Source organism: Paenibacillus sp. DRB1-1 (assembly GCF_052119485.1).
GTDB classification, from domain to species: Bacteria; Bacillota; Bacilli; order Paenibacillales; family Paenibacillaceae; genus Paenibacillus; species Paenibacillus polymyxa_B.
Window position 1 is genome coordinate 3,874,872 of sequence record NZ_JBODQH010000001.1, and the last position, 21,702, is coordinate 3,896,573.

General features: G+C 45.2%; 15 protein-coding genes and 2 riboswitches. Of the genes, 9 read left to right on the forward strand and 6 right to left on the reverse strand.

Going from position 1 to position 21,702, the window contains the following annotated elements:
- Positions 1-3: 3 nt before the first annotated feature.
- From ACQW03_RS17270 to ACQW03_RS17280, 3 genes are read left to right on the forward strand one after another with little or no spacing between them, the layout of a single operon-like run.
- The gene (locus ACQW03_RS17270; protein WP_076294425.1) at positions 4-1,269 is read left to right on the forward strand and encodes a transporter; all 1,266 of its coding nucleotides are present in this window, start codon (positions 4-6) and stop codon (positions 1,267-1,269) included.
- Positions 1,253-2,479, forward strand: coding sequence for a glycosyltransferase family 4 protein (locus ACQW03_RS17275; protein ID WP_441950811.1), 1,227 nt, complete (start codon positions 1,253-1,255; stop codon positions 2,477-2,479). Before ACQW03_RS17270 ends, ACQW03_RS17275 begins: the two co-directional genes overlap by 17 nt.
- Complete coding sequence (locus ACQW03_RS17280) at positions 2,439-3,350, forward strand: glycosyltransferase family 2 protein (RefSeq protein WP_071642617.1); 912 nt, start codon at positions 2,439-2,441, stop codon at positions 3,348-3,350. The genes ACQW03_RS17275 and ACQW03_RS17280 overlap by 41 nt, the downstream gene beginning before the upstream one ends.
- On the opposite strand, the gene ACQW03_RS17285 is transcribed toward ACQW03_RS17280, so the two are convergent.
- Positions 3,318-4,022, reverse strand: coding sequence for a response regulator (locus ACQW03_RS17285; RefSeq protein ID WP_071642616.1), 705 nt, complete (start codon positions 4,020-4,022; stop codon positions 3,318-3,320). The genes ACQW03_RS17280 and ACQW03_RS17285 overlap by 33 nt on opposite strands.
- A 45-nt stretch (positions 4,023-4,067) precedes the next feature.
- Between ACQW03_RS17285 and ACQW03_RS17290 the strand changes: the two genes are divergently transcribed.
- From ACQW03_RS17290 to ACQW03_RS17300, 3 genes are read left to right on the forward strand one after another with little or no spacing between them, the layout of a single operon-like run.
- The gene (locus tag ACQW03_RS17290; RefSeq protein WP_023990008.1) at positions 4,068-4,517 is read left to right on the forward strand and encodes a hypothetical protein; all 450 of its coding nucleotides are present in this window, start codon (positions 4,068-4,070) and stop codon (positions 4,515-4,517) included.
- Complete coding sequence (locus ACQW03_RS17295; protein WP_076294423.1) at positions 4,514-6,250, forward strand: ATP-binding protein; 1,737 nt, start codon at positions 4,514-4,516, stop codon at positions 6,248-6,250. The genes ACQW03_RS17290 and ACQW03_RS17295 overlap by 4 nt, the downstream gene beginning before the upstream one ends.
- A 50-nt stretch (positions 6,251-6,300) precedes the next feature.
- Complete coding sequence (locus ACQW03_RS17300) at positions 6,301-10,728, forward strand: hypothetical protein (protein ID WP_441950815.1); 4,428 nt, start codon at positions 6,301-6,303, stop codon at positions 10,726-10,728.
- 42 nt (positions 10,729-10,770) lie between these two features.
- Here the strand turns inward: ACQW03_RS17300 and ACQW03_RS17305 are convergent, their stop codons facing one another.
- Complete coding sequence (locus ACQW03_RS17305) at positions 10,771-11,466, reverse strand: response regulator transcription factor (RefSeq protein WP_071642613.1); 696 nt, start codon at positions 11,464-11,466, stop codon at positions 10,771-10,773.
- Between the two features lie 160 nt (positions 11,467-11,626).
- Between ACQW03_RS17305 and ACQW03_RS17310 the strand changes: the two genes are divergently transcribed.
- Positions 11,627-12,985: a sugar phosphate nucleotidyltransferase gene (locus tag ACQW03_RS17310; RefSeq protein ID WP_071642612.1), complete on the forward strand. Its 1,359-nt coding sequence runs from the start codon at positions 11,627-11,629 to the stop codon at positions 12,983-12,985.
- A 196-nt stretch (positions 12,986-13,181) separates the two neighbouring features.
- Here the strand turns inward: ACQW03_RS17310 and ACQW03_RS17315 are convergent, their stop codons facing one another.
- The 4 genes from ACQW03_RS17315 to ACQW03_RS17330 form a co-directional block, all read right to left on the reverse strand.
- Entirely contained in the window at positions 13,182-13,697 is a 516-nt protein-coding gene (locus ACQW03_RS17315; protein ID WP_441950817.1) for a thioredoxin family protein, read from the reverse strand.
- Between the two features lie 256 nt (positions 13,698-13,953).
- The gene (locus ACQW03_RS17320) at positions 13,954-15,810 is read right to left on the reverse strand and encodes a beta-glucoside-specific PTS transporter subunit IIABC (protein WP_220030084.1); all 1,857 of its coding nucleotides are present in this window, start codon (positions 15,808-15,810) and stop codon (positions 13,954-13,956) included.
- 230 nt (positions 15,811-16,040) lie between these two features.
- Positions 16,041-16,883: a BglG family transcription antiterminator LicT gene (licT, locus tag ACQW03_RS17325; RefSeq protein ID WP_071642609.1), complete on the reverse strand. Its 843-nt coding sequence runs from the start codon at positions 16,881-16,883 to the stop codon at positions 16,041-16,043.
- 233 nt (positions 16,884-17,116) lie between these two features.
- Positions 17,117-18,088: a LacI family DNA-binding transcriptional regulator gene (locus ACQW03_RS17330; RefSeq protein WP_441950820.1), complete on the reverse strand. Its 972-nt coding sequence runs from the start codon at positions 18,086-18,088 to the stop codon at positions 17,117-17,119.
- Between the two features lie 212 nt (positions 18,089-18,300).
- Between ACQW03_RS17330 and ACQW03_RS17335 the strand changes: the two genes are divergently transcribed.
- Together ACQW03_RS17335 and ACQW03_RS17340 are read left to right on the forward strand one after the other, a co-directional pair.
- Positions 18,301-19,758: a glycoside hydrolase family 1 protein gene (locus ACQW03_RS17335; RefSeq protein WP_441950822.1), complete on the forward strand. Its 1,458-nt coding sequence runs from the start codon at positions 18,301-18,303 to the stop codon at positions 19,756-19,758.
- A gap of 168 nt (positions 19,759-19,926) precedes the next feature.
- Positions 19,927-20,003: riboswitch (glycine riboswitch) on the forward strand.
- Positions 20,004-20,021: 18 nt separating this feature from the next.
- A riboswitch (glycine riboswitch) is annotated at positions 20,022-20,116 on the forward strand.
- A 159-nt stretch (positions 20,117-20,275) separates the two neighbouring features.
- On the forward strand, positions 20,276-21,694 hold the full coding sequence (locus tag ACQW03_RS17340) for an alanine/glycine:cation symporter family protein (protein WP_049827704.1): 1,419 nt from the start codon (positions 20,276-20,278) through the stop codon (positions 21,692-21,694).
- The last annotated feature ends 8 nt before the right edge of the window (positions 21,695-21,702 follow it).

Genomic DNA, 21,702 nt, shown 5'->3' on the forward strand with positions numbered 1-21,702 from the left:
AACGTGAACAACCGATTGCGATCGTTGATGTTCCCTCTCTTTAATGTGCTGCTTAACGGATTTAATTTTTTCTTCCACATTGCAGCGAGTTGGTATCTTACGGGACAAGCTTATGGCCAGGCGAATGCGCTGCTGGCACTTTTTGCACTTTTATCCGTTTTGGGTTTATCCATCCAGCTATTAACCGCCAAACTGGTCTCTAAGGGAGACCAAAAGCTTGCGCTACGAAGCTTACCACTCGGTTCTCTATTACTAAAAGCACCTCTGGTGCTAACCGTGCTTGCCATGGTCATTTTACTCATCTTTCATCCGTTACTGCGTTCGCTATTAGGCGTCGAATCCGGCCCGCTGTTCATGCTGTATGGCTTGATCGGACTGCATATTCTTGTGAGTTCGTGCCGCGGAGATTTACAGGGCAGGGAACGCATGTTGGCGCTCAATGTGAACTATTACATTGAGGTATTAGGGAAGCTGAGCCTATTTTTTGTTCTAGCTGCACTGGGGTTAAAGCTGGAAGCCCTACTGTTAGCGAGCTGTGGAGGAATGTTGCTGTCGCTGCTCCACGGTTGGATCGTTTCAGCTCGTGGCTTGTCCTTATTCACATACAGTGGAGAACATATCCCTTCTGGGCTATGGAAATCATTGGGCCAGGATTTCACCGATAGCCTTATGACGAATTTATTCATTTTGTTTTGTATCTCCATCGACATGTTGTATGTACAGCATTACTTTCCCGAGCAGGCTAGCAGCTATGCCATTGCGCTGAAGTACAGCCAGTTGGTCTATTACGTTTCGTATAGCCTAATTGCTGCCTTTATTCCAAAGATCGGTGCGCAGGGGCATGACCGCCAAGCTTTGGGCAAGTTGATTGCCGTCTATGCCGGTTTAATGGCTATAGCTGCAATCTGTGTATATGTGGGCACGACCTTTGTGTTCCCTTCCTCTATTCCCATATTATTCGGAGCCTCTTACCAATCGGCCGAGGCCTATATTCCATGGGGAGGATGGGTGTACTGGCTATTTTCCATCGTGCTGTTTTTTGTGCATGTGCATGTATTGGTGGGCAGACGCAAATTTATGTTCAGTCTGATGGCAGGAGCCGCGGCTTTATTAGTAGCCTTTCATATTGCCCACACAGATCCGGTAGATTTTTTGCTATCTGAGTTCATAGTTTACGGGGCTATGGCTCTCTACTTTGTGATAGACGCCTATGTGCATTTGTTCAAAATAAAGATAAAGGGGGATTTACCCCATGAATACCATACATGAACAGGACGGTAAAACCGTAGTTCTATTGCTTTCCTGGCGTGACATTCGTTCACCTAAAAGTGGGGGAGCAGAAATTTTCACCCACGAAATGCTTAAACGCTCACAGCAAGGCCGCTTCCAGTTCATTCATTTTTCACCCCAATTTGAGGGGATGCCTGAGCATGAAGTTATTGACGGTATTACGTATATTCGAAAAGGGAACATATACAGTGTTATTTATTATGCGATGCGCTATTACCGTCGTCATCGAGGGAAGATCGATTATGTGATTAACCAGGCAAATACGCATCAATTCTTTACCCGGTTTTGGGTGGAGGCATCCAAGCGGATTTTTTTCATACATCAGCTAACAAGGGAAATATGGTTTGAGAACGCCAAATTCCCGCTAAATGTTATTGGGTTTCATATGGAGCCTTTGATGCTTAAGCTGGCTCGTAAGGATCGGACGCTTACGGTATCTCCGTCTACTCGATATGATCTACTTAAGCTGGGCTTTCACCCGGAACGTGTCCATCTTTTACCGGAAGGCATTGAGTTTGATCATTGGCCGCGTGAACAATTTTTAACGAAGGAGCCTAATCCGACCTTCATGTATGCTGGGCGCTTCGTCAAATATAAAGGCATTGATCTGGTCGTTGAGGCCTTTGGGCAGCTCAAGGAAAAGTTCCCTCAGGCTATGTTATGGATTGCCGGAAAAACCGATAAAACCTATGTGGCAGAACAATTGTTGCCGATTATGAAACGATATGGATTGACATACGGAGAACCGTATGAACAGGGGCGATCGCAAGCCGATATTACCTTTTACGGATTTGTTTCAGCAGAGTATAAGCTGGAGCTGATGAGTCGTGCCCACGCGCTGGTGTTTCCTTCCTTGCGTGAAGGCTGGGGGTTGACGATTACCGAAGCGGCAGCCGTTGGAACCCCCAGCATTGTCAGCAATTCACCGGGTCTGGTGGATGCAACGGATTTCGGGAAAAGCGGGTATCTATGCTTTCACGGCGACATCCGGGGATTATCTGAACAGATGGAAAGAGCAGCGAAGGGTGGCGAAGATTACATGGCCATCCGTGAGCGGGCGTATCAATATGCGTTAAGATTCCATTTTGATCATACGGCTGCTGCGTTTGAGCAGTTGATGAAAGATTGGGTAGAGGAGGCGGAACAGAGTGGACAAAGTGGTCATTCTCTTCTCCACGTACAACAATGAACGGACGATAGAGCCTTGTTTGCGAAGCTGTATGGGGCAAAATTACAAGGATCTGCATATTGTAATTGCTGATGATGGCTCCAATGACCGGACCGTTGAGACGATTCGTATGCTGTCGGCAGGGAGTTCAGTACCCGTAACGGTATTGGAGCTTCCCCATGGGGAACGGGGAGTCGCTAGGGTCAGGGCGGTTGAGGAAGCGAAACGCTTGGGTGCCGAATACATATTTGTATTGGATTCCGATATGATTTTAGCCGAACATCTGATTCAGCAGAGCATTGACTTTTTTGACGATCATCAGGATATTGGCGCCTTGGTCGTTCCGGAAGAGGCGTATTCGGAAGCAGACAATTTTTTTTCGAAAGTAAAGGTTTTTGAGCGAAATGTGATTAACAACGCGGGTGAGACCTTGGGAAAACGCTCCATTGAAGCCGCACGCTTCTGGCGAATGAGCGCTTACGAATCGACGGGCGGATTTAATGCGGAGCAGATTGCATTTGAAGAAATACAGCCAACCTTGCGTTATATAGAGTCTGGCGGAGTCATTCGCCGGGCGGTATTTACACGGGTATACCATGATGAAAAACAGGTGTATCTGCACGATGTATTACGTAAAAAAGCCTACTACTTTTCGGTGATGGATCGTACGATGTCATCTGAAGAGGGAGGATTACGAAAGGCACTGGAACGTTGGTATTTCTTCCGTCCGGTGCTGTATACATGGGGGAATTTGAAAAACTATATCCGTCACCCCTTGCTGACGATGGGGATGTTGTGGATGTATGTATGCCTGACTGTGATTGGGGTAGCCGCCGTGTTAAAGGGCGGCACCCGTCACTCAGGCGATCTCGCTAAGGCGGATAAGGCGTAACGATAAATGGCTGAGGGTCAGTGTATCCAGCGTGTACAAGTCGGGATCGGAAGATTCCGACTCCTCATACGGTATATATAATGAATGCGTGGTTAACTGAATACCTTCCCCGTCAGGATGACGTAGTGAGCAGCCGACAGGATACAGCTCAGCGAGTGCAATGTGTACAGCAGTTACGATATCTTGTTCATTCAGCAGCACATAGGGTCGGTACGGTGCATTCAAAATGCTGTCTATAAAAACTGACAGGTCGGAAGCTACGTTCTGGTCTGCATGTAGGTTGTTTCGGTTGAGTTTGGCCTGATCAAGCGCCTCATACAGTATTTTTTTTAGCGTATCATCATCCAGCTCCAGCGGTTTCGTCAAAAAACGGAACACACCGACTTGATTAATCGCCGATAAAATGGACTGCGTATGCAGGTGACCAGACAAAATGATTCGTACGATATGTGGATAATCCTTCTTAATCATGCGAAGGAAGGTAATACCATCCAGACCAGGCATGAGCAGATCGGAAACGACCACATCAATCGGGTGCTGTTCCAGCACTTGTAAGGCTTCTTTGGGCGTGTGAGCGGTATGTAAGGTGAATGCTTCTTGCGTCAAGGTCCGTTCAAGCAGGGACAGAACCATAGGGCTGTCGTCAACAAATAGAATGTTTTGGGGTGTCATAAGAACTGCGCAACTCCAATCAGGAAGTAAGAAATGAGGAACTACATGTATAATATCAGCGTTTTGGCATTTTTGAAAGATGTCAATACAGAACGGGCGTTGCGTCTTTTTTGTGAACGATTTGATTCGGCTGAACATGCCCTCTGGGAAAAAGGTATGCGTCTCCTTCATCAGTATCATGCTGCACGGCATACAGGAGTGACTCTGGCTGTCTCCAGCGCACTTCAGCATATGGACGATCGTCATGATATTTACGTTGTTGATCTGCGAGAATACGGCGAGGAAGAGCTGGATCGCTTATATATCGCAAAAACATGCGAGTTGATCCTACTGACGGACGGGGCAACGGAAACCGCTGCGAGGTTTGCTGCACTCCAGCGCCGTACTCCCCGGTTGCTGTGCGCACGGCTACCGCTGGTCAGCTACGAGTTGGAATGCCTGATGCAGGCTATTTTGAGCCGTCTTGAACAGAATGGAGGGGACAGGGAAGCATGAAGCAATGGGCTTTGTTGAAACCAAGTTGGCAAAAGCTGATCCTGTACCTGATCGTTCTGGGTGTGACTGTGTTTTTGGCCGCTGTGCTTCAATGGTTTGTTGTGCGACAATTCAGTGTTCACTTGGCGGAGATTCAGAACGAGCAGCTCCAGTATGAGGTACAGGAACTTTCCAGCAGCATAACCGAGCGTTATGCCGCATGGCAGGCTGAACTGAAGGAGCTGTCGTCCAGTCTGGGCAGAGATATGCTGAATCAGGGAACACGCCAGTATCCTGAGGGGTTTAAGCGTGAAAGCGGCGGGGACTTTTATGTGCTGGATGAGCAGTATCATGTGATGGTCGGACGAGACAATCGTGAGATGAAAAGTGCGGTCCAGCAGATTAAATGGCTGCAAAATGGTTGTGCAGTAAGCTCTTTTGTGACAGAGGATCATCAGCCTGCCCAGTATATAGCATGCAGGATTCAAGGAGCGCAGATGGGCGGTTTTATGGTGCGCACGGTTGACGCTGATATGCTCAGCGGGATTATTAAAAGTAAACCGGTTAATCAGCATGAGACTTTATTTTATAACGGTCAATTTAAGGTCGTAGCTTCCCGAAGTACTCCGGATATTAACCGAACGGACATCACGAGCGTAACCCGTAGGCTGCTGGAGGGCAATACAGGTGTCATTGCAGATGACGGTGAGAAACACGGAATAGGATTCAGCCGCATTGGGGAAGAGGCCCTTTACATATCGGTTAAGGATGTCAGCGAGGATACAGCACAGCGAATCAGCTCCTTCCGTAAACAATTGTGGATGGTCATGGTTCTGATATTGTTCATTCTGTGGGCCATGCTCGTACAGTTCCGCAAAAGGATTGTAAAGGATGCCATCGTGAACAATCAGGTGCGTGACCAACGGCGAGATGAAGATATGCGACAGCAGCAGGACACATATTATTTGCCGTTAATGCAGACGATTGAGCAGCAGCTACAAGAGCTGCAAGAGCAGACTAGCCGTCTCACAGGCGGTGATGATTTGAAGTTGCTGGGATTTTATCATGATCTAGCAAACCGCTTTGAAGCGGCTTCCAGCCAGGGAAAAGGAGCCTCTCATGAGGAACTGGAGTATTTTCGCGAGTTGAATGAAAATTTCATCCAGGGTCGTCTCAGACAGGAATCCTCACTGGGAGAGTTACTGACGGGAGTCCGTAGCTTGCGCGATGAGCTGGAAGAGAAGATGCATGATAATAGTGGAATTAGCTTTACAGATATGAATGAAGTATTGTCTGAGTCGCTGAAATGGGCAAACCGTTCATTGAACATGAAGAACATTCAAGTGATCTTGCGGCAAGAGCCTGTTCCATCGATTGCAGCACAAGCACCCATGCTGTACAAAACGATTCAGGGGTTGTTGGAAAATGCAGTTCAGGCCATGGGCCAAGGTGGAGAGCAGCCTGAGAATCAGGAAAAGGGCCGAACAGGTCTGCGATCCAAGCGACAATCTCAAGTGCTTAAGGTTAGTTCACGGCTGGAAGAAGGAGAAATTATTATTAACATTGAAGACACGGGCGGCGGGATTGATGATAAAATGCGTTGGAGCTATTTCCAGCCAGACTATTCCCAAAACTCGCAGGAGCATGCGTTCAGCCTGTATCATATGGATGCATACCTGAAGACCATAGGCGGTCGTTTAAAGCTGCGTAATACCGATCAGGGCTTGCAGGCAATCGTTCGTTTGAGGAGATAGGCCCAAGATAACCGACAGATATTCGAGAAGTTCAAGAGAGGGGGACAAGCATGAAAAAATGGATATTTCGCTACCGCTACGATATGGCGGCAATGATGTTGATGCTGATTGCAATCGTTGCATATCTTGCACCCATCTATGGACCAGGGCAAATTGTGTTTAGCGACATTGCTTTTGGAGCCACCTCTCATCGGTATCTGGAGGAAATAACCGGAGTATGGAACGAGCGATGGTCTACCTCGACCTTGTTCAATGCTCCACGTATCCTGTACATCTTGCCCTTCTATGGACTGTCACTCTTATTTGACGAAAGCGGCCCGGTCTTGCTCAAGTCGTTTATTACAGGCTTGTTATTTGTTTCGGCATTTTCGATGTATGCCTTTGCCAAGCGTCTGGTTAGCGTGTATTATTCACCAAGCTTTACGAAGACCCGTATTTTTGCCATCATGGTCGGCTCGTTGTTTTATGCGCTGAATCCGTGGGTTATTTTCCGCATTCAGCATATTTATTTGCTCTGTGGATATAGTTTGTTTCCGTTAATGCTGCGATTCTTTTTCAGTGCGGTGGACCCCAAGTTTCAAATTCAACAAATTAAAAACTATCATCCCCACAAGTTGTATCAGCGAAACTGGATCGACCTGTTCCTGTTGGCTGCGGTATTCACCGTTAGTGCTGCGGCAATTCATTATTTTTTCTTCGGCATGATTTATTTGGGATTGTTCACCATGTTGCTATTAATCAAGTTGACCTGGACCCACCGTAAGGCCGGTCGCACCTATTTGCAGCCGTTATACGGCAATTTTTTGCGTAAAGGGATCATTTTTGGCGTGTTTTTCGGTCTGCTCAGTTTTTATTGGTTGTCTCTATATGTCGGTAGCATGTTGATGGACGCTCAAGCGTCTCAGCATAATATCAACGTCGTGGATACGTTGTCTCTGTTCAGCCGCAACAGCAGTTTATATAATGTGGGTTATTTACTGAGTTATTGGTGGCCTATGTTTTCCTTGTCCTCACTGCCTGTCATGTTTTATGTAGGAGGGGGATTTTTGTTGCTATTGATCGGGTATGCGATGGTGACACGTTCACATAAAAATCCGATCATTCTGATCTTCTCGCTACTTACGTTGCTGTTTCTGGTTGCAGCTACCGGGACGACGTTCCCATCCATTGCCAAGTGGTTTGTCATTTTGGTTACGAAAACTCCTGTGATTGGTTCGGTTTTCCGTGATCCTAACAAATTTATTGGACTGATTGCCCTTAATTTCGGGGTGTTGTTGACCTTTGGTGTTATTCAATTTATGGAATGGTTTGGATCATCCCCGTTGCAGCGTGTATATAAAAAGCTGGCAGTAGTTATCGTTGTCTTGTGCCTCGGGGTATATTTTGCTCCCTTGCGTACTCAGTTCATTGAGGGGTACTACAAGCCGGTACAAGTGCCGGAGGCTTATAGTCAAATGGCTGAAAAGCTGACTGACCCGGATCGTTTCGATAGCAAGGCATTATACTTTCCGATTGCTGACAATATGATTCAGAGCTATAACGGAGTAGCCACGCCCAAATGGAATAAAGGGAAGACCGCAAACGAAAAGGCAACTGGAGATTTTCAGGTATACTCTTCTCCTAAAAATACGATCTTTCATCATGAGGGGAATGATCCCGGCATTACATACTATATGAATTTTCTGCAGTATGTCATGGACAATGGATTAAGCTCTCGATTAGGCTGGCTATTCTCTACCTTTGGGGTCAATCAGTTGGTCTACCATGATGAATATGAGGGGCAGGAGAAGCGGCAGGATTTCCACCTGTCTCAGCTGGAAGGTCAGACTGGGCTGAAACGTACGTACCAGAACGGGCTATTTTCCATATTCAATCTCGATCAGACACCGCCCTATATGAACATCCTTGCGAGTAAAATTGTAACACCTTACGGTTTTAGCCGACTGGAGAGCTACAGTCATCTGCCTGGTTTTGATTTTAGCCGCTTTGGAGTGCTGTTCAGTGCGTTAAAGCCTGAGCTAAAAACCATCCAGACGATTAACAAAGGGGATTACGTGGAAGCGGCGTCCTTTAATGACCTGTTGTTGTCACAGCTTCCAGCAGAGGATTACTTACGGCCTTTTGATGCCATTGAGGATGGTAATGCTTTTTTAAAATGGTCCAAAACCTTTGCCTCGACTAACGATTGGTTATGGTATTTATCCTCCCAAAATATACGGAACTTTCCGTTCGATATGGAAATGGATGCAGGGATTGCGGTCACCTTTGCCAGTAAGAAGTTGGATGTGGCCCCATATCAGATGAGCAGCATCGATGGGAAGACGGTCGTGGACTTTGATTCCATGTTGCGGACCGAAACCTTCTTCAAGCCGGATAATCCGCAGTTGTTCAGTGTGCAGGCTAATCCCCGTGAGGAATTGAATGATGTGCCAACTCTGCACGGCGAAATTATGAAGGGAGACCCGAGTAATATATGGCAGGTCGCTAGATCGGGTTTGCTGGAAGCCAAGGAAAATAATCCGTATCAGTTCCAAATTACTGTTTCCGGTCGCGGGACAAACAAAATGCATGTGAAAATGAGATTTTACGATAAGCAAATGCGTGAACTGGGGGTTAGCTATGTCGTGGCGCCTTCGGAGGGATATAATTTTGACAGTGTGAAATTTTACGGGGAATACGTTTCGCCGCCAGGCAGCTATTGGATGCGAATGGATTTGTTAACCCTACAGCGTCCACAGCAAAAAAATTACTGGTGGATTCATGACATCCAGCTACGTGATTTGGGGCAATATAGCAAGCCTAACACGTTTACGATGCACAAAAAACTGGATCAACCTCAAACCTCGCATGTATTTGCTAGAGTGTTTATGAATAAGGCGGGCGGGAAATTGCAAGTCACACTGCCCGACAAAGTGGTTAATATCAAAACTCAGGATGATGGCTTGAACCAATTCCAATGGGTCGATCTGGGAGTGCATGCTTTTCCCAAAGGAGATACCCCGGTCACGGTTAATAACCTGCAAGGCTTTAATGCGGTCAATCAATTTGCGATTGTGCCTACAGACCAGCTAGATCAGCTATCTTTTCCCGTGGAGCAGGCATTGAAACGGGGCAAGCTCTTTTTCACCTTGGAGGCAGAGAACGATTTTAACGCCCAAGGGAATGTGCAGACGGAACGTGCTTTACCAAGACTTAGTATGGGGCGGGGAATCAGCTATCAGAAGGGGACGTTAAGCAGGGATGTGGAAGTCGCCAAAACAGGAACCTATGCCACAGCTATTTTAGCTAATCTACCTGCAGGATACCATGGGTCATTAACGATGAAGTGGGTGAATGAAGAGACGGGAAAGGTGCTGACCAGAACGATTCGTACGGAGGAGTCGTATAAGCGGCTACCCGCGACCTCTTTATCCGAAAAGCAGGTTATTGAAACGGTTCCAGATCAGGATGGTTTTGCCAAGAAAATCATACAAATTCCCGGTCTGCTGAATGACTATGGCCGAGTAGAATTCAAAAATTTGTTCCTTACCAAGGGAAAGTATCACTTAACCCTTGTGCTGGACAGTCAAGTACCGTCATTGAGTAGCTTTGGAGATATTCATCGAATGGCTGCGCAAGAAGTGAAGGTAATGCCTGAAGAGAACACGAAGGAGTCATTAGGCACGGATGTCGGATGTGTAGCGGATATACGACCTGGCCAGACGAACCTATCAATCATGGACGAAGGACTCTCTATCCGTTACGCACCTAGCTATTCCTGTGACTGGAATATTTATGCGTCCAAGAAAATGAAGGCAGAGCCGCTGCAAGAGTATGCCGTGCAGTTGGATGCGCGATCAGAACAAATTGGAAGTCGGCATATGAAGGTCATTTTTTTGAATAAAGCGTCCCAGGTTCTCCAAACCTCCTATATTGATGAGGTGGAGGAGAGAGATAAGGAACAATGGAATCATTATGATCAAATTGTGAAGGCTCCGGCAGGAACCGCCATGATGCAGTTTCAAATTTTAGCGCATGCGCACAAGAAGCAGTCAGGCTTGTTTCAAATGAAGCAATATTCCATCATCCCTTATCAAGCGATGATCACTGTGGATCAATTTACGTTGTTTGAGGGAACCGATATGGATACCTTTTTTATGGCTCCACATGCTTCGGAAAGCATTCAGGCTACTCGTGAAAATTCCATGGAACGCAGTTTTACGCTATATAATCCAACGCATGAGCAGGTGCTGATCCGGGAGACCGAATCACCCAATCCACTGTGGGAGTTCAGGCTGGGTAGCGAAAATCAGCGAGCCCGTCTGTCCGTCAATGGAGTGACTACCGGATTCATTACCAATGGTAACGGGAACGGGAAAGTCGTCGTTATTCTGGCTTCCGCCTACCGTTTCGGCTGGGTACTGTTCCTCATAGGGATACTGGGTGGAGCAGCTTGTTTTCTTCCTTATCGGCGATGGAAGAAGCGAAATCTTCCATAAAAAGCAAGCTGCTCAGTGGGGAGATGGGTAGCCATGATACGGCTACATCTCATATTTGTAGCCTCTGCCCCAGACGGTACGGATATGCTGAGGATTTTTAGGGTCACGTTCTATTTTTTTGCGGAGGCTGGAAATATGTACGTCGATAGTACGATCCAGATAAGCGCCATCCCCGCCTTTGATCCGATCCATCAGCTCACTGCGGGTAAAGACTTTACCTGGATTGCAGGACATCTCTTTTATAATAGAAAATTCGATTTGAGTGACTTCTATTTCTTGGTCATCGACTAACAGGCAATGACGGTAATCATTCACCCAAACCCTTAACTTTTTAATCTTTTGAGTTACCGTTTGTGATTCAGTGGGCATGTTGCGACCGCAGCGGCGCAGCAGGGCTTTGATGCGGGCATTTAACTCTATCAGACTGAATGGTTTGCATAAGAAGTCATCTGCTCCGTCGTCCAGAGCCTTTATTCTTATATTCAGCAGGGTGTTATTAGAGATGACCAGCATAGGGACCGTGGTAAATTGACGGATTTGGCTGATCAGCGCACATTCGACTTTACCGGAAAACATTAGAGCGGTCACAATAATATCCGGCTTAAAACGCATAAGTGTAGGAATTGCAAGTTTAGAGTCATAAATAAGCTCGGTATGATAGCCTTCCTCCTGAAGATGAAGAGCAATCATATCTGCCAAACTTTTTTGATCTTCAATGACGAGTATTTTTATGGGCATGACTGACATCTCCTGTACAGACAAAGATACAATTACATTGCATAAGTATGTATTTTCTACGATAATACATACTTATGTATTCGGCAAAAACACGAAAAACAAATAGTCCTATATAGTAAGAAAAATATGAATTTAGAGGAAGAAGGTTGCGTCTTTGCGAATGATCTTATTATCCGGAGGTTCGGGTAAACGTCTTTGGCCATTATCCAATGTGAACCGCCCCAAGCAATTTCTTTCTATTCTACGTCATGATGAACGGCCGGAAAGTATGCTGCAACGAATATGGAGGCAATTGGATGAGGCGAATTTGGCAGATGAGGCCTATTTTTCAACGAGTGGAACTCAGGCTGAGCTGATCCGGGGACAAATTGGCGGAGATGCAGTAGTCATTGAGGAGCCGACTCAGCGGGATACCTTCCCGGCTATTTCCCTGGCTACGGCCTACTTGCATGACGTTGCAGGCGCATCACTCGACGAGATCGTAGGGGTCATGCCTGTGGACGGGTATGCGGGGGATGAATTTTTTGAGCATCTGCGCAGGCTTCCTTCAATATTAGAGCAATCAGGAAGCCATATCGCATTAATGGGGGCTGCTCCAACGGAGCCCTCTGATAAATACGGATATATTGTGCCTTCAGCCTCTCCTTCACTTGACCAGCCATATTATAGGGTTAGTTCATTTGTAGAAAAACCAGACCTGATCCGTTCAGAAGCGTTGATCCGTGAAGGGGCCTTATGGAATTGCGGGGTGTTTGCTTTTAGACTAGGCTTTTTGTTGGATATTCTGAAGCAAATGGGTATACCAGCCGACTATGAATCTCTTTCGACAAATTATGCAGACTTGCCTAAAACTAGCTTCGATATTGCGGTAGTAGAGCATACTCATAAGCTCTCCGTGCTCCCATATCATGGAGAATGGAGAGACTTGGGCACATGGGATTCGTTGGTACGGGAAGTAAGTTCGAAGCTGAGTGGCCCGGGATATATTTCAGAAGCTTCACATGACTCGCATATCATCAATGAACTGGAGATTCCGGTTAGCATCTGGAATGTTCCAGACATTATTGTTGTTGCTGGTCCAGATGGCGTGCTGGTTACGGATCGGCAGTCGTCAACAGGAATTAAGGATATGGTGGCAGAAATTGAAATCGGCCCGCGTTTTGAGGAGCGCTTCTGGGGAAAGCAAACCGTATTATCCCATCAACAGGCGGCAAGTGGATTGCAGACAGTGACCAAACGCGTGGTCATTTCAAACGGGAGATTTATCAGCTATCATGAGCATCAGTTTCGTAAAGAAGTTTGGACCATAGTTTCTGGAACGGGAAGTGTCTCTATCAATGGCGTGACACAGACAGTCAGCCCCGGTGAAGTCATCGTGGTAGAACCCGGTACAAAGCATTTTATAGGGGCAGTAGAGGGAGATTTAGAATTCATTGAGTCACAAATCGGACATATCGTATCCGAAACGGATATTATCCGATATGAATTTCCTGATTCGATTGACGACCATACTCTATGAAGTGTCTACAATATAGGGACTGATAGATACGAACGAGGTTTATCAGAAGGCAGTGAAGAGTAGTAGGAACTATTTTTTATTAGAGCTTAGATGACCTGTACTTTCCTAAAAAAGGTATTCATGCGCTACACGAATGAATACCTTTTTTTGCATAAACATTTCTTTGCGTTTGTAATGAAATGAATAGAAAAGAGACTTATAAAATAATTTTCTTGGAAGTCAGCCACTCTTTTACGGCGTCCGTACTGAGGTCTCTTTTAGGTGTCCATTCTATTTTATCAACCAGCTTGCCGTTTCTGAATTCTGCAATGGTGGGGGTGTATTTAACGTTGTAATCCTCTTTGAATTTATTCCATTGGGGCTTGTCCTTGTGGATTTTGTGAACGTTCAAAAAAGTAATTTTAGAGCCTAGATTATACTGTTCGATCATCTTGTTAAAGTTAGGCTCAAACCGATTGCAGTCGCCACAACTCGGTCTGCCGACATAGACAAATACACTTTGATCCTGTTGAATCAAACTCTTAAAACCATCAAATGTAACCGCATTCAAGTGGTCATATATTTCTGGGTAATTGCTTTTGCTCGCTTGGATTTCTTTGTCTTTTTGTTGAACAACCTGCTCCAGGTCTTGAAATTTAACTGCAGCTGAAATAGCGATACCAATGACAAGCAACACAATGACACTTAACCCGGCGATATATCCTTTTTTCACAGAAATCCTCCTTTTTTTACATTCTTACACTTACAATAAATGATATTTCCATTTTTCGCTGTAACACTTGTCTCATTATGTATAAAAAAAGAAGCTTTCCATAGGGAAAGCTTCTTTAATCAGCATTTTGCATAATTCGATCCCCAACGCTTGTAAGTACAGTATATAGACGAACTAAAGCGTTTCGATCTATATACTGCTGATTTGAAAACGCTCCTGGGATTTATGCAAAATGCTCTAATCTGAAAGTTAAACGTTAGACCACAACAGTCAACAAGTAATCCTCACGCTTCACTTCAGTTTCCATTGTGTTCAACACATCCAGGTATTGAGCGGAATTTGTTACGATAATCGGCGTAGACGTAGTATAGCCTGCCGCCTTAATTTGCTCGATATCAAATTCAAGCAACAGTTGTCCTTGCTTAACTATATCGCCTTCCTTGACGCGCTTGTCAAAGAATTGTCCTTTCAGCTTCACTGTATTAACACCCACGTGAATCAGAATTTCTGCTCCGTCATTGGAAGTAATACCGATTGCATGTCCGGTCGGGAATACTGTCGTAATCGTTCCATTGACAGGGGATGTCAGCACACCCTCTGTAGGATCAATCAGGATTCCTTTCCCCATAGCACCTGAAGCAAAAGCAACATCAGAAGATTGTTCCAAAGGCAATACTTTACCTTGCAGTGGGCTTACGAGAATTTCTTTCTCGATTGCCACTTCTTTCTTTATGGGTGCAGCTTCTGTTTTTGCAATTTCTTCTTTTGGATCATCAAAGCCCAAAATCATAACCAATACAACTGCAAGTACAAAGGCAACGAGCAAACCGATGACTACCCACAAGAATCCAGGTCCGAAATAAGTCGGCAACGCCAGTAGACCCGGTAATGCAAAGGATTGTGCGTGCGCTCCGCCAGAAGCGATAATCGCCCCGCCGATTGCCCCGGAAATACAAGCATAAATGAACGGCTTTTTCAATTTCAAAGTTATGCCATAAATTGTTGGTTCTGTAATCCCGAAAATAGCGGCCAGCGTAGAGGAACCTGCCAAAGCCTTCATCTGAGTGTTCCGGGATTTCAGGAATACCCCCAATGTTGCACCAGCCTGAGAAAGTACGGCTGCTGTAAGCATCGGAAGCATCGTGTCATAGCCCAATGTTGCAATATTCGACAGCATGACCGGAACGAAGCCCCAGTGTACACCGAAAATAACAAACACTTGCCAGAATGCCCCGGCAACAGCCCCGGCAATTAGTGGGCTTAAATTGTATACCCATGTAAAACCGTTTGCCAAGCCCTGACTGATCAGGTTACCTACTGGACCAAAGGCCAGAAATGTTAACGGAATAACGACCAGGAGCGAAAGCATCGGCACGATAATGTTTTTAACCGATTGATGGATAAAGGAATTGAACCAGCGCTCCACATAGGACTGAACCCAGACCGCGAGAATAATTGGAATGACACTGGAACTGTAATTAATCAGAATGATCGGAATACCTAGAAATGCCAATCTTTCTGGGTTGCTTACCGCCGCTATAACTGCTGGATAGACCAGAGCTCCGGCGATTGCCACCGATACAAAGGTGTTTGTCTTAAATTTACGGGACGATGTAATAGCCAAAAACACAGGTAGAAAATAGAAAACACTGTCGGAAGCTGCACTTAGGATCAGGTACGTACCGCTTTTATCATTAATCCATTGAAAAGATAAAATTAACGCCAGTAGCCCTTTAAGCAAACCTGCCCCGGCAAGAGCACCGAGAATGGGAGAAAAAATGCTGGAAATGATATCGACCGCTTTGCCAAGAAAATTCGTTTTTTCAGAAGATTCTTCCTTTTTGGCATTAGGATTATCTGCATCCTGCAAATTCGTTTCTGCCATCATATGCTCAAACACTTGACCTACATTATTACCGATGACCACTTGAAACTGGCCGCTGCTTTCCACTACTGTAATGACACCAGGGGTTGCTTCCAGTGCGGCTTTGTCTGCTTTTGTACGATCATTTAATTTAAATCTCAAACGTGTAGCGCAATGGAATACCGAATTGACATTCTCTTCGCCACCAACGAGGGTCACTATTTTTTTAGATAGTTCTTTATCACTCATATTCAGAACTCCTTATGGGTTATTCTTGCTACTGATAGGATTTACTGTTTACATCTGTTGCTAAGATGCGCCGGCGTGCACCTTTTTAAACTTGTAAACAAGAAAAACCTAAACTCGTGGTGAAAACTACGTACTCTCCTATAGAAGAACGTCGATTTCACCATCAGTTTAGGTTTTGCCTGCCTTACCAGTCACAATCCATGAACGATGAGGATATGAAGTTGTTAGTGTTATATGTTATTACGCTCAGTTACCCGATGAATATGGATAGTTAGATATACGTATTCATCCTTGCTTAAATATTGATCGTATGTTTTTTCCAGATACTCATTGATCTTTTGGGCACACGCAAAAGCTTCGCCATACGTCTGCTTCACCTGGTTGTACAAAAATTCTTCACCACTGTGAATGACTTCTTTGCGAATCACTCGCATCGCAAAATATTGCAAATGTGTCAAAAATCTCGAATAGCTAAAAGAAGACTCATCCAGCACAATTCCGTAATGATACGTAATAATGTTCAATATATGTTGGACAATCTCGGTCATTTTCAGTGTAGATTTCATTTCGTTACCGTCGATCCGTGCATTCACCATATGCAATGCAATAAATCCCGCTTCATCTTCGCCCAATTTTACTCCGAGCGTATTTTCAATTTTTTGGAGAGCATCCAGTCCAACTGCAAATTCTTTTTTGTAAAAGCGTTTAATTTCATACAGCATCGCGTTTTGGAGTGCCAGTCCTTTTTCTTGCCGTTGTATGGCAAAATGAATATGATCGGTCAACGTTAAATAAATATTATCGCTTAACTCCGTATCCAGCACTTCCGTTGCATGGGTTACGATTTCATTCACGACCTCCAGATGAGACACTGGAATATCGTTCAGCAGCTCAGTTAGTTTAGCTGTGAACTCGTTTTCATTTAACATGAAAATCTTATCTATTTTATCATCATCGACTTGATCGCCAGCCACCTTTTTGAAGGAAATACCTCTTCCCATCACGATGACCTCTTTGCCTTTATCGTTTTTAGTCAATAGGACGTTGTTATTGAGCACCTTCTCAATAATCATTGAAGTTCCCCCTCCCATCCTTTACCAATAAAAAATGCCTAAGCACAATTCAACACTATTGTTAGCAATAGCACTCAATTGAACTCAGGCATTGCCCGCATCACCGGTCACAATCCTTCGATATAGTGCTATTGTAGCACAAAAAAAAGCGATTTCAACATATTTTATTCTGATTCGACAAAAAATATTTCATATCAAGGCCCTTTTGCCTAATTTGCAAGTAAATCGTTACCTTACGTGGTCGTACGTTCAATGAGGCTATACTCTAGCGAATGAAGCTCCATTTGGCGTCCAATCAGCTGAGGGGAAAGCATGAAAAAAGCATTTTGGGCTTGAGCCATGATGGGATTTTGAATCGTTGTAATCCCCATCGTATGCGCCAGCTCCGTGTTATCGAATCCGACAATCGCCAGATCTTCCGGTACGTTAAGCCGTTGTCTGCGTGCTTCGCAGAGAATACCCACTGCTACATAATCGTTAGCACATAAAATAGCCTCTGGGAATGCTTCCCGACGCTGTAACAAATCCCGTACGACCTGTTCGCCATCACGGATATTATAAATAGAAGAGTGATTCCAGTGTTGCAACACTGGCAGATTGTGCTCACTCATGATTTGTTCGTAGGCTCGTTGTCTGCTATGGGTATTGATGCTGCTCGGACGACCAAAAGCATTGGATATACGAGTATAGCCTTTTTGTATCAAATGTTTGAGCGCTAACATATATCCTTCATACTGGTCCATAGCGACGGAGCGAATATCGGTATGCTCCATTCGTTGCCACGAAACGATCGGGCCATATTTGCAATAGGTACTCAAAAAATCAGTGTCATTCACGCAGGAAATGATGACCAGCGCATCGACTCTTTTTCTTTTTAAATCCTCAAAGGCTTGAAGCTCTTTCTTTTTGTCTTCTCCCGAAGTATAAATAATGGTTTGGAATCCATACTGGCCGGCTACTTCCACAAAGCTGTCCAGAAAAGCGAGAACAATTTCATTAATAGTTGAAGTAATGATACCGATCTGAAGCGTCTGACCCTTGGATAGAGAAATGGCATTCCGATTAGGAACATAATCTAATTCCTGCATGATTTTCAAAATCTTAGTTCGTGTTTCGTGACTGACATGGGGGGACTGATTTAATACTCTGGATACCGTAGCTTTGGAAAAGCCCGCCAGTTTTGCAATTTGATCAAGATTCGACATGGTGCTTCTCCTCACATAAGAAAAAAATACTTGACATGAAACGCGTTACAACGATTAGGATGCTTATGAAGGCATTACGTCTATTTTAAAGCATCTGTCAATGCTTTTCAAAGGAGAACGGTTACCGTTAGGTATTGATTCACATTTGCAGCACTTGATGGGATTACTGGACCAAAGTAAAAATCTTAAATACGGAAAGAGGTTTTTATACCATGACGAAGACGCTAAAAGGATTTCCAAAAAACTTCTTGTGGGGTGGTGCAACCGCAGCTAACCAACTGGAAGGCGCTTTTGACGTAGATGGAAAAGGATTGTCCAGTGCAGACATGGTTGCCTATGTACCCAAAGCAGAGCGCAAGAACGATCATGCTATGGAGATTTCGTCCGAGCGACTCGAAGACATTTTGGCAGGCAAAGTCAATGCCCGTTTTCCAAAGCGTGAAGGTGTGGACTTCTTCCACCACTACAAAGAAGATATTGCATTGTTCGCGGAAATGGGCTTTAAGGTATTTCGTATGTCCATCCACTGGTCGCGGATTTTCCCGAATGGCTATGATGCCGAGCCGAATGAAGCAGGATTACAATTCTACGACAATGTATTTGATGAGCTGCGCAAATATGGTATTGAACCGCTGGTAACATTGTCACATTATGAGACACCGCTGGGTTTGACTCAGAAGTATAATGGCTGGCTGGGTCGTGAAGTTATACAGCACTACGTAAATTATGCCGAAACTGTGTTCACGCGTTATAAGGATAAAGTAAAATACTGGCTGACCTTTAATGAAATCAACGTAATGACCATGAGTCCGTTTACCGGTGGCGGGGTGGTCATTGACCGTGTAGAAAACAAACAACAAGCGATATATCAAGCACTGCATCATCAATTTGTAGCTAGTGCACTGGCGACCAAACGGGGACATGAGATCATCCCGGGCGCTCAGATCGGCTGTATGTTGGCTCGTTTGGAAAGCTATCCACATACGTGTAACCCAGAGGATATACTGAAAGCCCAGAATGAAAATCAGATGAACCTATTCTTTACGGATGTGCATGCCCGTGGGGAATATTCCAACTACATGAATCGTTATTTTGAAGAAAATAATGTTGTTATACACACAGAACCAGGCGATGCCGAAATTTTAAAAAATAACACGGTCGATTATATCTCATTCAGCTACTACATGACCTTGACCGTTTCTGCAGGTCCAGAAGGTGAGAAAGCAGCAGGAAACCTGATTGGTGGCGTGAAAAATCCATATTTACAGTCCTCTGACTGGGGATGGCAAATTGATCCGATCGGTCTGCGTGTTACACTGAACACGTTATATGACCGCTACCAAAAGCCGCTGTTCATCGTGGAAAATGGCCTAGGTGCTTATGATAAGGTAGAAGAAGACGGTTCTGTGCATGACACATATCGTATTGATTACTTGCGTCAGCATATTGTTCAAATGAAGGAAGCGATTGCCGACGGTGTTGATCTGCTTGGCTACACCAGCTGGGGTCCTATCGACCTTGTGAGCATGTCTACTTCCGAAATGTCCAAGCGCTACGGATTTATTTACGTTGATCTGGATGATGACGGTAACGGAACGCTCAAACGCTCCAAAAAGGACTCATTTAACTGGTATAAAAATGTGATAGCAACCAATGGTGAAGAATTGTAATACTATATCTTCTCGGGCGGGTATAGCAGAGGACATCCTAAGGATGCAATCTGCTGTACCCGCTTTTTTGATAGACACAATAATAATATTTCAGCGGGCTTCACAAACTTTTCACTTGTAATAAGCTGAAAGTTTTCTGTATAATAAATAAAAATTTCATATGTCTGGTTGATGTTTGCGGGAGATGGAACGAAAGTTCCGACCGAAGGGGCAAAACTCTCAGGTGCTTAGGCTGATTACAGCAACAAGCGGGGACCGTAAACGGACAGAACTCTGGAGAGACCCTTAATTGGGCGCCGAAGGTGCACCGCAGAGAACATCTGCTTAAACTCTCAGGCAAAAGGACAGAGACGCGAATAACCTGTGACAGGGAATGCCCTAGGCTTTTTTATAAGCTATTAGAGGCAGAAACCTGCGCAAGATGGTTGTATTTTTTCGTGCCTTTAACCTCTCCAGGAGTCGAATCAGCGGATTTGACTCTTTTTTGTTTTCTAATATGCTGGAGGAGCGGGTTGAAATGAATTTGGTACATGTGTTAGAAGCGATTAGCAGTTGGATATGGGGGGCGCCTCTCATCATTCTTGTCATGGGAACGGGGTTGTGGCTGACCATACGTTTGAAGATGCTGCAGGTATTCCGCCTGCCCCTGGCGATCAAGCTGATCGGTAAGGCCCCGAATGAAGGCAGCGGGGATGTAAGTAGTTTTGCGGCTTTGAGTACAGCGTTGGCGGCTACAGTTGGCACAGGAAGTATTGTCGGCGTAGCGACAGCCATTAAGCTGGGCGGGCCGGGTGCCTTGTTCTGGATGGTCGTTGCAGCCTTTTTTGGGATGGCGACGAAATATGCGGAAGGTGTACTTGCGGTAAAATACCGGGTGAAGGATCGGAATGGGCAATTTTCCGGCGGCCCGATGTATTATATTGAGAAAGGTCTGGGACGCCGTTTTAAACCGCTGGCGATGCTGTTTGCTTTTTCGGGCATGCTGGTAGCGTTGTTCGGGATTGGAACGTTTCCGCAGGTCAAAGCGATTGTATCTTCGACTGAAAATAGTTTTGGCGTTCCGCCCATTGTAACGGCACTGATTATTGCTATCCTTACAGGACTTGTTACTATTGGAGGACTCAAAAGCATTGCCAAGGTATCGACGAAGGTCGTTCCTTTTAAAACAGGCTTGTATGTACTGATCTGTCTCATCGTACTGATTCGGTTTGCTGACCAACTTCCTGCTGCAATTGCGCTGGTGCTCCATTCGGCATTTTCAACTACATCTGCAACGGGCGGATTTGCCGGAGCTACGATTATGCTAGCGATGCGAAGTGGGGTAGCCAGAGGTATTTTTGCCAATGAGGCCGGATTGGGAAGCGCACCGATTGCAGCTGCAGCTGCCAAAACTAAATGGCCTGCGGAGCAAGGGCTAATTTCCATGACAGGCGTGTTTATTGATACGATGGTTATTTGTGTGATGACCGGGTTGACGCTACTGGTTAGTGGTGTGTGGAGCGGGCCTACCGACGCGGGCCTGATGACTCAGCAAGCATTTTCCAGCGCATTCCCGCTGGGGGCAGAACTGCTCACAATCATTCTGATTATGTTCGCGTTCACCACCATGCTCGGCTGGAACTATTACGGGGAACGCTGTGTTGAATATTTGCTTGGGGTCAAGTGGATTAAGCCATACCGTTATCTGTTCATCGTACTGGTTGCCGGGGGTGCGTTCATTAAATTGGATGCGATTTGGCTGCTGGCAGATATATTTAACGCAATGATGGCTTTCCCGAACCTGATTGCCCTGCTCGGCTTATCAGGAATTGTAGTCGCAGAAACCCGAACCTATATGGATTCTCTGAATTCTAGTAAGAAAAAGGGCATTCTTGCAGGTGCCAGTGTAGGGGCAGCTATCCAAGTAGAAGAAAAAGGACAAACGGTTAATTCATAAATTCCAAA

Excerpts from the sequence above, each read along its gene's own strand:
- ACQW03_RS17275 (WP_441950811.1), top strand. The coding sequence starts at position 1,253 with ATGAATACCATACATGAACAGGACGGTAAAACCGTAGTTCTATTGCTT.
- ACQW03_RS17285 (WP_071642616.1), bottom strand. The coding sequence starts at position 4,022 with ATGACACCCCAAAACATTCTATTTGTTGACGACAGCCCTATGGTTCTG.
- ACQW03_RS17290 (WP_023990008.1), top strand. The coding sequence starts at position 4,068 with ATGTATAATATCAGCGTTTTGGCATTTTTGAAAGATGTCAATACAGAA.
- ACQW03_RS17295 (WP_076294423.1), top strand. The coding sequence starts at position 4,514 with ATGAAGCAATGGGCTTTGTTGAAACCAAGTTGGCAAAAGCTGATCCTG.
- ACQW03_RS17300 (WP_441950815.1), top strand. The coding sequence starts at position 6,301 with ATGAAAAAATGGATATTTCGCTACCGCTACGATATGGCGGCAATGATG.
- ACQW03_RS17305 (WP_071642613.1), bottom strand. The coding sequence starts at position 11,466 with ATGCCCATAAAAATACTCGTCATTGAAGATCAAAAAAGTTTGGCAGAT.
- ACQW03_RS17310 (WP_071642612.1), top strand. The coding sequence starts at position 11,627 with ATGATCTTATTATCCGGAGGTTCGGGTAAACGTCTTTGGCCATTATCC.
- ACQW03_RS17320 (WP_220030084.1), bottom strand. The coding sequence starts at position 15,810 with ATGAGTGATAAAGAACTATCTAAAAAAATAGTGACCCTCGTTGGTGGC.
- licT (WP_071642609.1), bottom strand. The coding sequence starts at position 16,883 with ATGATTATTGAGAAGGTGCTCAATAACAACGTCCTATTGACTAAAAAC.
- ACQW03_RS17330 (WP_441950820.1), bottom strand. The coding sequence starts at position 18,088 with ATGTCGAATCTTGATCAAATTGCAAAACTGGCGGGCTTTTCCAAAGCT.
- ACQW03_RS17335 (WP_441950822.1), top strand. The coding sequence starts at position 18,301 with ATGACGAAGACGCTAAAAGGATTTCCAAAAAACTTCTTGTGGGGTGGT.
- ACQW03_RS17340 (WP_049827704.1), top strand. The coding sequence starts at position 20,276 with ATGAATTTGGTACATGTGTTAGAAGCGATTAGCAGTTGGATATGGGGG.